Source organism: Nocardiopsis coralliicola (genome assembly GCF_054779695.1).
This window is the reverse complement of record NZ_BAAGXT010000045.1, coordinates 41,345-54,027: the sequence shown is the minus strand read 5'-3', so window position 1 is coordinate 54,027 and position 12,683 is coordinate 41,345. Positions and strand designations below refer to the sequence as shown.

The 12,683-nt window shown below is 72.4% G+C and carries 14 protein-coding genes; 9 read left to right on the top strand and 5 right to left on the bottom strand.

What is annotated here, in order from left to right; all coding sequences use genetic code 11:
• The 4 genes from ACYVGT_RS23435 to ACYVGT_RS23420 all read left to right on the top strand — a co-directional run.
• Positions 1-242: hypothetical protein (locus ACYVGT_RS23435; RefSeq protein WP_460862323.1), on the top strand; the 242-nt coding region annotated here is incomplete at its 5' end.
• A 318-nt stretch (positions 243-560) separates the two neighbouring features.
• Entirely contained in the window at positions 561-1,913 is a 1,353-nt protein-coding gene (gene gdhA / locus ACYVGT_RS23430) for an NADP-specific glutamate dehydrogenase (RefSeq protein WP_460862321.1), read from the top strand.
• Positions 1,914-2,060: 147 nt separating this feature from the next.
• Positions 2,061-2,537 carry a carboxymuconolactone decarboxylase family protein gene (locus ACYVGT_RS23425; protein ID WP_460862319.1) on the top strand — a complete coding sequence of 159 codons (477 nt, stop codon included), beginning with the start codon at positions 2,061-2,063 and terminating at the stop codon, positions 2,535-2,537.
• Between the two features lie 78 nt (positions 2,538-2,615).
• Positions 2,616-3,551, top strand: coding sequence for an RNA polymerase sigma-70 factor (locus ACYVGT_RS23420; protein WP_460862317.1), 936 nt, complete (start codon positions 2,616-2,618; stop codon positions 3,549-3,551).
• 24 nt (positions 3,552-3,575) lie between these two features.
• On the opposite strand, the gene ACYVGT_RS23415 is transcribed toward ACYVGT_RS23420, so the two are convergent.
• On the bottom strand, positions 3,576-4,463 hold the full coding sequence (locus ACYVGT_RS23415; RefSeq protein WP_460862315.1) for an ion transporter: 888 nt from the start codon (positions 4,461-4,463) through the stop codon (positions 3,576-3,578).
• Positions 4,464-4,680: 217 nt separating this feature from the next.
• Positions 4,681-5,358 (bottom strand): endonuclease NucS, encoded by a 678-nt coding sequence (nucS, locus tag ACYVGT_RS23410; RefSeq protein WP_460862312.1) that lies wholly within the window; start codon positions 5,356-5,358, stop codon positions 4,681-4,683.
• A gap of 282 nt (positions 5,359-5,640) precedes the next feature.
• Here nucS and ACYVGT_RS23405 point away from each other — a divergent pair, with 282 nt between their 5' ends.
• A complete protein-coding gene (locus tag ACYVGT_RS23405; RefSeq protein WP_460862310.1) occupies positions 5,641-6,021 on the top strand; it encodes an SCO5389 family protein in 381 nt (126 codons plus the stop codon).
• A gap of 49 nt (positions 6,022-6,070) precedes the next feature.
• Here ACYVGT_RS23405 and ACYVGT_RS23400 read toward each other — a convergent pair whose 3' ends face one another.
• From ACYVGT_RS23400 to ACYVGT_RS23390, 3 genes are all read right to left on the bottom strand, one after another.
• Positions 6,071-7,105 carry an LLM class flavin-dependent oxidoreductase gene (locus ACYVGT_RS23400; RefSeq protein WP_460862308.1) on the bottom strand — a complete coding sequence of 345 codons (1,035 nt, stop codon included), beginning with the start codon at positions 7,103-7,105 and terminating at the stop codon, positions 6,071-6,073.
• Positions 7,106-7,314: 209 nt separating this feature from the next.
• Entirely contained in the window at positions 7,315-7,530 is a 216-nt protein-coding gene (locus ACYVGT_RS23395) for a PH domain-containing protein (protein ID WP_460862306.1), read from the bottom strand.
• 457 nt (positions 7,531-7,987) lie between these two features.
• Positions 7,988-8,455, bottom strand: a complete 468-nt coding sequence (locus ACYVGT_RS23390) for an NUDIX domain-containing protein (protein ID WP_460862304.1) — start codon at positions 8,453-8,455, stop codon at positions 7,988-7,990.
• 513 nt (positions 8,456-8,968) lie between these two features.
• On the opposite strand from ACYVGT_RS23390, the gene ACYVGT_RS23385 reads away from it, so the two are divergent.
• From ACYVGT_RS23385 to ACYVGT_RS23370, 4 genes are all read left to right on the top strand, one after another.
• Positions 8,969-9,580 carry an NAD(P)H-dependent oxidoreductase gene (locus tag ACYVGT_RS23385; protein WP_460862302.1) on the top strand — a complete coding sequence of 204 codons (612 nt, stop codon included), beginning with the start codon at positions 8,969-8,971 and terminating at the stop codon, positions 9,578-9,580.
• A gap of 80 nt (positions 9,581-9,660) precedes the next feature.
• Positions 9,661-10,215: a MarR family winged helix-turn-helix transcriptional regulator gene (locus ACYVGT_RS23380; RefSeq protein ID WP_460862300.1), complete on the top strand. Its 555-nt coding sequence runs from the start codon at positions 9,661-9,663 to the stop codon at positions 10,213-10,215.
• Between the two features lie 227 nt (positions 10,216-10,442).
• Entirely contained in the window at positions 10,443-11,654 is a 1,212-nt protein-coding gene (locus ACYVGT_RS23375) for a cupin domain-containing protein (RefSeq protein ID WP_460862298.1), read from the top strand.
• Positions 11,651-12,538 carry a hypothetical protein gene (locus ACYVGT_RS23370; protein WP_460862295.1) on the top strand — a complete coding sequence of 296 codons (888 nt, stop codon included), beginning with the start codon at positions 11,651-11,653 and terminating at the stop codon, positions 12,536-12,538. Before ACYVGT_RS23375 ends, ACYVGT_RS23370 begins: the two co-directional genes overlap by 4 nt.
• Positions 12,539-12,683: the final 145 nt, after the last annotated feature.

Genomic DNA, 12,683 nt, shown 5'->3' with positions numbered 1-12,683 from the left:
TCATCAAAGGCCCCACCGCCGCGGCCTACCTGCACCGCCTCACCACCGCCATCCAGATCTGCCGCGACATCCTCAACTTGGCCGACCCCCGCCCCGACGCCCACCTCACCCACGAGGCCTCGACGACGAAGACGACGAAGACGACGAAGACCAGTTCGACGAGGACGAGGAGGACGCCATGGACGACGACGACAGCGCCGAGGCCCGCCGCTAACCCCCAACCGCAGCTCGAACCGCAGTAGCCACCGCACTCCGGAAGCGCCCACCCACACACACCCGGCGGAAGAGCACCCGCACGCCCATAGCCACCCCGCAGCCCCCGCTGCCGGGCCGCGTGCCAGGCACAGCCACCGCCCCACCCACCAACCGCGCTATGCACACACCGCGGCAGCGCACCCGGAACGCTCACACTGCACGGCGTCCCGTCGACACAGCTCCCCAGGCCGGGGGCGCTCCCGATCTACAGGTCAGGGGCGGCTAGTGTCGACGGGGCGCCTCGGTGCGGCAACGGGGCCGGGCCTATCGGGGGCGCCAAGGGGTCCGATGATGTGGAGGCGCACGTGTCCCCGGTTTTGGACGAGAAGGTGGAACCGCTCTACCAGGTGATCCTGCAGAGGAACCCTGGCGAGGAGGAGTTCCACCAGGCAGTACGGGAAGTGCTTGAGTCACTCGGCCCGATGCTCGCCAAGCGGCCCGAATTCATCGATGCCAACCTGATCGAGCGCATCGCCGAGCCCGAGCGGCAGATCATCTTCCGCGTGCCCTGGACCGACGACCGCGGCGAGGTGCACGTCAACCGCGGCTTCCGGGTGGAGTTCAACAGCGCATTGGGTCCGTTCAAGGGCGGGCTGCGCTTCCACCCCTCGGTCGACCTGGGCATCGTCAAGTTCCTGGGCTTCGAGCAGATCTTCAAGAACGCGCTCACCGGGATGCCGATCGGCGGCGGCAAGGGCGGCAGCGACTTCGACCCGAAGGGCCGCTCGGACTTCGAGATCATGCGGTTCTGCCAGTCCTTCATGACTGAGCTCTCCCGCCACCTCGGCGAGTACACCGACGTGCCGGCCGGCGACATCGGCGTCGGCGCGCGGGAGATCGGCTACCTCTTCGGCCAGTACAAGCGCATCACCAACCGCTACGAGTCCGGTGTGCTCACCGGCAAGGGCCTCTCCTGGGGCGGCTCGCAGGTCCGTACCGAGGCCACCGGCTACGGCACTGTGCTGTTCACCGCGGAGATGCTGCGCGAGCGCGGCGAAGACCTGGACGGCCGCCGCGTGGCGGTGTCCGGCTCGGGCAACGTCGCCGTCTACGCGGTGGAGAAGGCCCAGCAGCTCGGCGCCCGCGTGGTGACCGTCTCCGACTCCTCCGGGTTCGTCGTCGACGACAAGGGCATCGACCTCGACCTGCTCAAGGAGATCAAGGAGGTCGAGCGCGGCCGCATCGCCGACTACGCCGCGCGCCGCGGCGGCTCGGCCCGCTTCGTGCAGGGCACCAGCGTGTGGTCGGTGCCGTGCGACGTGGCGCTGCCGTGCGCCACGCAGAACGAGCTGACCGACGGCGACGCCCGCCAGCTGATTGCCAACGGCGTGCGCGCGGTCGCCGAAGGCGCCAACATGCCCACCACGCCGGAAGGCATCCGCGTCTTCACCGAGGCCGGCGTCGCGTTCGGTCCGGGCAAGGCCGCCAACGCCGGCGGCGTCGCCACCAGCGCGCTGGAGATGCAGCAGAACGCCTCCCGCGACTCCTGGTCGTTCGGCTACACCGAGGACCGCCTGGACGCCATCATGCGGCACGTCCACGCCACCTGCCGGGACACCGCCGAGCGCTACGACCGCCCGGGCAATTACGTGGCCGGCGCCAACATCGCCGGCTTCGAGCGCGTGGCCGACGCCATGCTCGCCCTCGGCGTCATCTGACCGGATTACCTGGTCACCGCCCCGCCGCGCACTGGGAACTCCAGCGCGCGGCGGGGTTTTTGCGTGTCCGGGCCGTTTCCGTGTCACAGCCGCCGGCGCCGCCTCGTCTACGGGGTGGAAGCATCGGCAGATCGGAAGGGGCACCCCATGGAAGCGCGCATCGACTTCGTCCACTCGCGGGATGCGGCCGCCTACATCCGCCCGATGATGGCGGTCGGCGGCGTGCTCAGGAAGTCGCCGCTGCCCGCCCTCACCCAGGAGCTGGTGTCGCTGCGGGTCAGCCAGATCAACGGCTGCGGGCCCTGCATCGACATGCACACCAAGGAGGCAGTGGAGGCCGGCGCAACGCCGGAGCAGCTGGCCCTGGTCGCCGCCTGGCGCGAGGCCACCGTGTTCTCGGCGGCGGACCGGGCCGCCCTGGAGCTCGCCGAGCAGGGCACCCGCGTCGCCGACGCCGGCGAGGGCGTCAGCGATCCGGTGTGGACCCGCGCCACCGAACACTTCGACGAGGCGCAGCTCATCGCCCTGGTCACGCTGGTGGCGTTCATGAACACCGCCAACCGGATCAACATCATCACCCGGCAGCAGACGGCCGGCGACTACAAGGCCGGATCGCTGCACTGACCGCGGCACAGCAGGGTAAGCGGAAGGCAGGGGCGGGCCCGGTCTCGGGTCCGCCCCGGTCGCACAGGAGGTGCGGACGTGGGCAGCGCCGAAGAGGGCAGAGCCGAGGAGTTCGAGGAGCTGCGCCCGCTGCTCTTCGCGATCGCCTACCGGATGCTGGGCAGCGTCAGCGAGGCCGAGGATGCCGTCCAGGAGACCTGGCTGCGGTTCGCCGCGGCCGAGGTGCGGCCCGAATCGGTCCGCGCCTGGCTCTCCACCACCGTCTCCCGGATCGCGGTCGACGTGCTCCGGTCGGCGCGCAAGCGGCGGGAGGCCTACGTCGGCCCCTGGTTCCCCGAACCGCTGCTCACCGACCCCTACGACGATCCGGCGCGCTCCGCCGAGCTCGCCGACTCGGTGTCGATGGCGGCGCTGATGGTGCTGGAGCGGCTCAGCCCGCTGGAGCGCGCCGCATTCCTGCTGCGCGAGGTGTTCGGCTTCGGATACGGCGACATCGCCGCGGCGGTGGGGCGGTCGGAGGCGGCCTGCCGGCAGCTGTGTGCGCGGGCGCGGCGGCACATGGCCGACGGCCGGCCGCGCTTCGACACCGACCGGGCCGCCCAGCGCGAGCTCGCCGACCGGTTCTTCGGCGCCATCCGCGACGGCGACGTCGGCGGGCTGCAGTCGCTGCTCGCCGCTGACGCCCAACTGGTCGGCGACGGCGGCGGCAAGAGCCCGCAGCTGGCCCGCACCGTCGCCGGAGCCGCGAAGATCGCCCGCCTGCTCGCGGGGGCGCTGCCGTCGGTGCTGGAGGTGGGCGCCACCATCGAGCCTTGCGACGTCAACGGCGGGGCCGGTGCGGTGCTCCAGGATGCGCAGGGCCAGGTGGTCACCGTCATCGCGCTGGAGGTGCTCGACGGGCAGATCCAGGCGGTGCGCGCCGTCAGCAACCCCGACAAGCTCGCCCATCTGGGCGGCGTCGGCGACATCTGGGCGGTGCACTACGCGGCACGCGACGCCCGGTCGGAGCGCTGACGTCCCGGGCCGGCGGGCCCGCGCTCAGCGGACCGCGGGCTCGTCGTCGCGCGCGCCGGAGCGGTCGGCGCGGAGTTCGGCGACCTCGGCACGGAGAGCGCGCAGCTCGGCGAGGATCTCGTCCGCCGCGGCCGGGCGCTCGGTACCGCCCGGCCGATCCTCCGGCGGCGGTCCGCCCTGATCCGGGCCTGCGCCGGGCGGGGGCGGCGACAGCGGCGGGTGCGCCGGCCGGTCGTCGTCGGCGCCGTGCTCCAGGGCCTGAACCGCAACCGCGATGAACAGGTTCAGCGCGATGAACGTCGAGACCAGGATGAAGATGACGAAGAAGATCCAGGCCAGCGGCTGGTCCTCCATGACCTCCAGGGCGATCGTGCTCCACCCGTCGCCGGTGGTGATCTGGAAGAGCGTGAACAGGGACGTCCACAGGTCGCCGAAGTACTGCGGCGCGGCCTCGGCGAACACCTTCGTCGCCATCACGCCGGACACGTAGAGCAGCAGCAACAGCAGCAGCGAGATCGACGCCATCCCCGGAAGCGCGCGGAACAGGCCCGTCACCACCAGGCGAAGGGACGGGATGACCGACAGCAGGCGCAGCAGCCGCAGCACGCGCAGCACCCGCAGCACCGAGAACGGGCCGGTGGCCGGCATCAGCGCCAGGCTGATGATGGCCAGGTCGAACACGTTCCAGGGGTCGCGGAAGAACGCCCGCCCGTAGGCGTACCAGCGCAGGGCGATCTCGGCGGTGAACACGGCCAGCAGGGCGCGGTCGGCCAGGTAGAGCAGGCCACCGTGCTCGGCCAGCACGCTCGGCCAGGTCTCCAGGCCGAGCGTGACCCCGTTGGCCAGGATCAGCGTGACGATGACGCGTTGGAACAACGGGGCGTCGACAAATGCGCGGACGCGCGTACGCACAGGGGAGAACTCCCGGCTCGGGGGCGAGGGCGGGACCGAGGGGGATGCGCGGCGGTCGGTCTGAGGAGCCGCCGGCCCAGCTCCGCGGCAGCTGCGGGGCCCGGGATAGCGGATCGGTTGGTAGAGCGGTCAGGCGGAGCAGTCGGGAAGGCAGCGCCGGCAGCGGCCGGCATCGCACCCGCACCGGCGCCGTGCGGGCCGGACGGCCCGGCAGCGGCTAGAACAGGCGCGGGGTGTCCGGTTCGATGCCGCGCAGCGCGTCGTAGTCGAGTGTGACGCAGTCGATCCCGCGGTCGCCGGCCAGGACGCGGGCCTGCGGCTTGATCTCCTGGGCTGCGAACACGCCGCGCACCGGCTTGAGCGCGGGGTCGCGGTTGAGCAGCTCCAGGTAGCGGGTGAGCTGCTCGACGCCGTCGATCTCGCCGCGCCGCTTCAGTTCCACGGCGACCGTGGCGCCGTCGGCGTCCCGGCACAGGATGTCGACCGGGCCGATGGCGGTCGGGAACTCGCGGCGGATCAGCGTGTAGCCGGAGCCGAGCGTGGTGATGTGCTCGGCCAGCAGCTCCTGCAGGTGCGCTTCGACGCCGTCCTTCTGCAGGCCGGGGTCGACGCCGAGCTCGTGGGCGGAGTCGTGCTGGATCTCCTCGATCCGCAGCACCAGCTTCTCGCCCGACTTGCCGTGCGTGACGGTCCAGATGTCGGTGCCGTCCTCATCCACCGACTCGCGCACGGTGCACGGCGGGTTCATCCAGTTCAGCGGCTTGAATGCGCGGTCGTCGGCGTGTACCGAGACCGAGCCGTCGGCCTTGAACAGCAGGAGCCGCGGTGCCATCGGAAGGTGCGCGGTGAGGCGGCCTGCATAGTCGACGCTGCAGCGGGCGATCACGAGTCTCACGGTCGCGATCCTAGCGGCGCCCGGCCACCGGCCTGGTTGCGGTCGCAGAACCGGGCCGTCCGCAACCGGCCCAGGTGCCCGCGGCGGCGCGGCAGGGGGATCCGGGGTGCGGAAATGCCGCCGATTCCGGAGAACCGGTGGCGCATAGCGAAAATGAAAACTATTTTCATATCATGGCGGGGCCCACACCTGAGCGGCACGGTGATGTGTCCCGTCGGCCCGTGCTGCTGCGGCACGCGGGCGGTTACCGTCGCACCACCCGACACAGAGACGAGGATCCACATGTCCCTGACGGTCTCCCCGGAACTTCTCGACCGGGCGCAGCAGGGCCCCGTCGACGACGCGGACTTCATCGACTGCATCCGCACCTCCCTGCCCTACGCCTGGGGCGTCATCAGCGGCCTCGCCGACGAGGCCAAGGGGGCGGAGTTCGCCGCCAACGAGGTGCCGCCGCCGGGCGAGCAGGAGCGCGGGCAGCTGCTGCGCCTCGTGGCCAGCGATGCCATGCGCGCCGCAGTCGAGCGCCACTTCGGTATGCGGCTGGCCTTCCAGAACTGCCACCGCGTCGCCCTGTTCCAGCCCGGCGCCGAAGAGGCCCGCGCCGAGTTCACCACCCCGCGCGCCCAGCTCCTCAACCAGAGCCCCGAGCTCGTCGACTGCTGACGCCCCTGCCTGATCACCGCCCGGGCCGGTGGGACGGCCCGGGCGCCGTTCAGCGGGCGGTGCGCACCTCGGGCAGGACCTCTGCCCCCAGCCGCTCGATCGTCTGCAGCACCGATTCCGTCTCACCGGTGCCCTCGACCATCAGCAGCAGCTCGGCGGCGCCGGTCTCGGTGAACCGTCCGGTGATCCTGCGGGCACACTCCTTCGGCGTGCCCACCATGTGGGCGTCGCACAGGAATTCGGCGTAGGCGGAGGGGTCGCGCTGCGGCGCCGGATACCCGCCGATGCGCCGATAGCCGGCGAGCCCCGGCCCCAGCCAGCGCGGCATGGCCGCCAGCAGCTCCGCGCGCGCCTGCCCGGTCGTGTCGGCGAGGTGCGCGACGGCCGTGACGACGTGCCCGGGTGCCGCGGAGGTCCCGGAGGCCGAGCCGGCCGCTGCGGCGAGTCGCCCATAGGCAGCCAGTGACTCGGCCTGCTGCGGGCCGGTCTGGTGCATGCCGAGCAGCACTGGAAGGCCCCGTTCGGCCGCCATGGCCAGGGAGGACTGCGAGGACGCGGCAAGGAGCACCGGAGGGTGCGGCCGCGTCCGCGGATCAGGGGCGATCCGCACCTCCCAGGGCGCCTCCGGCGAGGCGAACGGCGGGGCATCGGCCCGCACCGGCCCACCGCGGGCCGCGTCGAGCAGGAGGTCGAGGCTCTCTTCGGCGGCCTCCCAGCGGCCCAGCCCGGTGCCGAACACGTCGAGGTCGATCAGCGGCTGCCCGCGCCCCACGCCCAGCCGGAACCTGCCCTGGCCCACCTGGTCGAGGAGGGCCGCCTGCTCAGCGAGCGCCACCGGATGGGCGGTCGCCAGCACGCTCACCGCGGTGCCGACCGCGATCCTCCGGGTCCGCCCGAGCGCGAACGCCGCGAGCGCCACCGCCGACGGGCACCGCCCATAGGGCATGAAGTGGTGCTCGGCGAACCACACCGAGTCGAACCCCGCCTCCTCCGCCGCGACGGCGGCCGCCACCGCCGCCTCCAACGTCTCGCTGTCGCTCCGCCCGGGAAAGCCCGCCGCCACAAGAAAGAGCCCGATCCGCATGCCGCCAGTGTCTCTGGTGCGCCGTCCCCTGTGTGGGTGAATCCATCAGGCTGGCGGACGCCGCCGCCTCGCCCCCGGCCCCCTGGCGGCGCCGGCGAGGGCCTCGACATGGCGCCGGTCCGGCGGGCCGGCGGACTGTCCGCTGGTGAGGCGCGCTGGTGCGGATCCTCCACCGGGATGCACCACGGTGATCATCGGGCCTCTGACCCTCACCGCGATCCGAAGCCGTCGACCCGGTCGCTCGGGAGGACTTCCTCGCCCTGGGACCAGGGCAGCCGGCGACGGAACGCCCAGTAGCGGACCGCGATGCCGCCGCCGTCAACCCCCAGCCGCGCCGGGACGGAAGTCAGCCATCCTGCAACGAGGACGACGAGCAGGACGCACCCGCCGAGCGGCCCTTTCCCGCCTGCGCGGGAGTCGCTCACGTGGCGGCCAGCGCGACCTGACCGGGGTCGGTCCATTCCCGCGTGCGCGCGAGTCGCAAGGGCTGACCTGGGATGATGTGCGGCGTTGCTGAAATGATATTCGGCGTGTCCTCATTGTGGCCACATCGGAAAGGGCGAGGGATGGGCCTCTGACCTGCAGGGCAGTCGCCTCCTTGGGTCGGTCGGGGGCCGCCTGGTGCAGGCGGATCGCAGTGAAGGAGCGGGGTCGTGGGAGACGTTACCGTTCTGCGATGCGGGGCGGTCAGAAGTGGCCACAATGTGCCGGTTGGTCAGAACGGGGTCGGCGCGGTGGGGGAGTACCCAGGTTGGGCGGTGGCCGGACTTGTGCCAGACGCGCCATGCCGGGGGCGTAGGTGACGGCGCCGGGCCCAGGAGGGCGAAGTCGGTGGCCACCGATTCCCCCCGGCGAGGGGTTCTGGCAGGGGCATCGGATCTTCTAGTGGCAGCGGTAGCCGTTCTCCAGGTAGTACGTCGCGCCGTGGTGGGCTGCGATCCAGCCCTGCTCAACGCGGCGGGCGATGCGGTCGGGCAGCATCCGGGCGAGGTCGCGGCGGGGCGCCCATTCCCATCCGGCCAGCTCCTCGGCAGGGAGGCGCACCTGGGCGTCCTCCGGGAGTTGCGCGGTGAACAGCCACTGCAACGAAGCAGTGCGCTCCTGCTGGGGCGGCGTCCAGTCGACGACGGCCAGCCGTCCGGGCTCGACGTCCATGCCCAGCTCCTCGAAGAGTTCCCGTCGGCACGCGGACCGCGGGGACTCCCCGGCTTCGATGATGCCGCCGGGGAGTCCCCAGGACCGGTCGCCGTAGGCGCGGCGCACCAGCAGTAGTCCGTCATCGCCCGCGTTGCGGATCAGGGCGCCGGCGGCGCCGCGGGTGGCGGGCAGAGCAGCGAGATTCAGCGTCACGAGCGCAGGTTAGGGCAGCTCACTGCGGGTGCGCCGCAGATCGGATCAAGTCGTGAACGACGGGTTCGGCTGGATCTGCCTGGCGTCGCCTGCAGCATGGCGGTGCGGTCCATTCCCGCGTGCGCGGGAGTTGCTGACCGGACCGCTCATGGAAGACCCGGTCGACCCGGTCCATTCCCGCGTACGCGGGAGTCACAAGGGCCGACCTGCGATCATGTGCGGCGTTGCTGAAATGAGATTCGGCGTGTCCTCATCGTGGCCGCATTGAAGAGGGGCGTACTGGGCCTCTGGCCTGCGTGGGTGTCGCCTCCTCGGTCGGTCAGAGGGCCCCTGGTGCGGATGAGGCGCCGGTAGGAGACGTTACCGTTCTGCGATTCGGGGTGGTCAGGAGTGGCCACAATGTGCCGGTTGGTCAGAGTCGGCGCAGCCAGGCAGGCCCCGCTTCCAGGTCGGGCGGTGGCGCCGGCGCGGAGACGGAGTACCCGGAAGGCGCAGGGGTGCTCCGCTAGTCTGATGCCTCCGCCGAACCCTGGAGGACCCATCGAACCCTGGACCGTGCTGGCGATCTGCGGCAGCCTGCGCCGCGGGTCGCACAACGCCGCGCTGCTGGAGCTGGCCGGCGCGGTCCGTTCCGACGTCGTGCTCTCCGGCGCCGGCATGGCGGGCCGCCTTCCGCTGTTCAACCCCGACCTCGACACCGAGCAGGCCCTGCCGCCGGCCGTCGCGGAATTCCGGGCCTGCGCCGAGCGCGCCCACGGGATCGTCATCGCGACCCCGGAGTACGCCCACGGCCCCTCCGGCGTCACCAAGAACGCGATGGACTGGCTGGTCGGCTCCGGCGGGATGGCCGACCGCCCCACGCTGCTGATGGCCGCCTCCCCGGGCCAGGCCGGCGGGCTGCGCGGGCACCTGCCGCTGATCCCGGCACTCACACTGATGGGCGCCCACCTGGTGGACTCGGTGACGGTCTCCCGCGCCGCCGCCCGGCTGCGCGGCGGCGGTGCGGCCGGCGCCGACGCCGACGTGGTGGCACGGGTGCGCGCCGCGATGGGCGAACTGGCCGCGGCGATGGAGTACGCCGACCGCAGGGCCGCCGCCCGGCGCCCCCTCCCGCGAGTGCTCTGACGCCGATATCCGGCGCTGTCCGGGGTGGCGGTGGGGCGCGAGGGAACTAGTATGGGTATTGACTAAATCAAGGGGGCGGGATGGCGGAAGGTGGCGCGGACGGCGGGCCGGAAGCGCGGGAAGCGGTCGACTTCTACTCGTTCGTGGAGCTGGCCAAGCACCGGCTGTACCACGAGTACGGGTTCGAGCACCGCGGCGCGACCGAAGTGCTGCTCACCCTCAACCGCGTCTCCGACATCGTCACCTACGACATGGCCGCCGCGGTGCACCGCCCGCGCGGCCGCTCCTGGTCGGGGTTCCGGCTGCTCTTCGTCACCTGGCTGGCCGGTCCACTGGAGCAGAAGCGCGCCGCCGAGCTGACCGGGATGAGCAAGGCCGCCGTCTCCAACCTCGCCAAGACCCTCATCGCCGACGGCATGCTGGAGCGCTCGCCCTCCGCCTCGGACGGCCGCGCCGTGGAGCTGCGGCTCACCGAGGCCGGCCGTGCCGAGATGGTCGAGGTGTTCCGCGAGCAGAACGAGCGGGAGCAGGCGTGGGTCGGCGCCCTGACAGAGGCCGAGCAGCAGATCCTGGTGCTCCTGCTCGACAAGCTCGTCGCCGGCGGCCGCGCCATCGGCGCGCGCGAGCGCACCTGACGCCGGGCTCAGGCCGCCCTGCCGGGCTCGCCGGGGTACGCCGCCCCAGGAGAAATCCGCTGCTCAGGCCACCGGTAGGCCGCTGTCCGGCCGCTTCTCCGGGCGCGCTCCCTCTCCTCCGGGCCGAATGCTTCCGGGGTGTTTCCAACCCAATAGTCAATGTGTTAACTATATGGAGACGGCGCGGGCGCACGGCCCGGCCACGCACCGGACATCGGAGGCGAGTCATGGCGTACTACCGCCGAGTGGGCGAGGTCCCGCCCAAGCGCCACACCCAGCACCGCAGCCCGGAGGGCACGCTCTACTTCGAAGAGCTGATGGGCGAGGAGGGCTTCTCGTCCGACTCCTCGCTGCTCTACCACCGCAACATCCCCTCGGCCATCGTCGACTCCGCGCCCTGGGAACTGCCCGACCTGGCCACCGTCGCCAACCACCCGCTCAAGCCGCGCCACCTCAAGCTGCACGGCCTGTTCGGCGACGAGTGGAAGGACACCGACGCCGTCACCGGCCGCCGCCTCATCCTCGGCAACGGCGACGTGCGCATCTCCTACGCCGTCGTCGGCACCGCCTCCCCGCTCTACCGCAACGCCACCGGCGACGAGTGCGTCTACGTCGAGTCCGGCACCGCCCGTGTGGAGACGGTCTTCGGCGCGCTGGAAGCCAAGTCCGGCGACTACGTCATCATCCCCACCTCCACCACGCACCGGTGGGTCCCCACCGGCGACGAGCCGCTGCGCCTCTACGCGATCGAGGCCACCAGCCACATCGCTCCGCCCAAGCGCTACCTGTCGCGCTACGGCCAGCTGCTGGAGCACGCCCCCTACTGCGAGCGCGACCTGCATGGCCCGGACGCCCCGCTGCTCGCCGAAGGCAGCGGTGCGGAGGGCGACACCGAGGTCTACGTCAAGCACCGCGGCCCCGGCCCGGGCAACATCGCCGGCACCCGCATGGTCGTGCCGCACCACCCGTTCGACGTGGTCGGCTGGGACGGTTGCCTGTACCCCTACACGTTCAGCGTCCACGACTTCGAGCCGATCACCGGCCGGGTGCACCAGCCGCCGCCCGTGCACCAGGCGTTCGAGGGCAACAACTTCGTGATCTGCAATTTCGTGCCGCGCAAGGTGGACTACCACCCGCTCGCGATCCCGGTGCCCTACTACCACTCCAACGTCGACTCCGACGAGGTCATGTTCTACTGCGGCGGCGACTACTCCGCGCGCAAGGGCTCCGGTATCGGGCAGGGCTCCGTCTCCGTGCACCCGGGCGGCCACGCGCACGGCCCGCAGCCCGGCGCCTACGAGCGCAGCATCGGCGTCCAGGAGGTCGACGAGCTGGCCGTCATGGTCGACACCTTCCGCCCGCTGGAGCTCGGCGAGGCCGGGACCGCCGCCGACGACGGCACTTACGCCTGGTCCTGGGCGGGGCGTGGTCCGCAGTGACCGCCCTCGACACGGCCGGGCCGGCGGCGCGCACCCTCTTCGCCGCGCTGTTCGACGACGCCGCGGTCTTCCCGCCCGGCCGCGCGCCGCTGGAGCAGGCCCTGCCGGCGCACCGCGCACACACCGCCGGCCCCCGGGCCGCGCTCGTCGGGCCGCTGGTGCTGCCAGTGGCGGCCCTGGAGCCGCTGGCGGAGCTGCTCAGCCCCGCAGAGCCGCCGCTCGACCTGGTCCTGACCGCACCCGGCGGGCCGGACACGCTGCCCGCTGCGCTGGAGGAGGCCGACCGCCTCGGCGCCGACCTGCGCGCCGTCGAGATCGCCGTGCCCGACGGCATGTCTGCCGCCGAGCTGCCGACCGCCCTCGACCGGGCGCTCGCCACCGCACCGGGCAGCACCGGGGTCTACGTCGAGGTGCCGCGGGACGACCGGCGGACCGGCATCCTCGCGGCGCTCGCCGAGACCGGGCGGCGCGCCAAGTTCCGGACCGGCGGCATCCGCGCCGACCTCTACCCGGACGAGGCGGAGCTGGCCGGCGGCATCGCCGCAGCGGCGGCCGCCGGCATCCCGTTCAAGGCGACCGCCGGGCTGCACCACGCCGTCCGGAACACTGCACCGGACACCGGGTTCGAGCAGCACGGGTTCCTCAACCTGCTGCTCGCCGCGGAGGCGGCCGCGGACGGCGCGGAACCCGGCGACCTCGCCGCGCTCCTCGCCGAGCGCGACGCCGCAGCCCTCGCCCGCCGCGCGGGCGCCCTCAGCGCCGAGCGCGCGGCGGCGGCCCGGGCGGCGTTCGCCTCCTACGGGACGTGCAGCATCACCGAGCCCCTCGGCGAACTGGTGGACCTGGGCCTCCTCCCGGCCGCGGTCCTGGACGACGGCGACTAGATGTTCCCGGGCGCAGGCCGAGCACGGCAGCGCGCGGCCTGCGCCCCGGCCCGTGAATCAGCCGAACCCGAACGCAGAACCGCCGCGCAGCAGGAGCCGCGCCCTGCGGTGCGGCGCCAGGGCCGGGGGTAGGGGACACGGAACG

Excerpts from the sequence above, each read along its gene's own strand:
- ACYVGT_RS23400 (WP_460862308.1), bottom strand. The coding sequence starts at position 7,105 with ATGCGGATCGGGCTCTTTCTTGTGGCGGCGGGCTTTCCCGGGCGGAGC.
- ACYVGT_RS23380 (WP_460862300.1), top strand. The coding sequence starts at position 9,661 with ATGGCGGAAGGTGGCGCGGACGGCGGGCCGGAAGCGCGGGAAGCGGTC.
- ACYVGT_RS23385 (WP_460862302.1), top strand. The coding sequence starts at position 8,969 with ATGCCTCCGCCGAACCCTGGAGGACCCATCGAACCCTGGACCGTGCTG.
- ACYVGT_RS23375 (WP_460862298.1), top strand. The coding sequence starts at position 10,443 with ATGGCGTACTACCGCCGAGTGGGCGAGGTCCCGCCCAAGCGCCACACC.
- ACYVGT_RS23405 (WP_460862310.1), top strand. The coding sequence starts at position 5,641 with ATGTCCCTGACGGTCTCCCCGGAACTTCTCGACCGGGCGCAGCAGGGC.
- ACYVGT_RS23425 (WP_460862319.1), top strand. The coding sequence starts at position 2,061 with ATGGAAGCGCGCATCGACTTCGTCCACTCGCGGGATGCGGCCGCCTAC.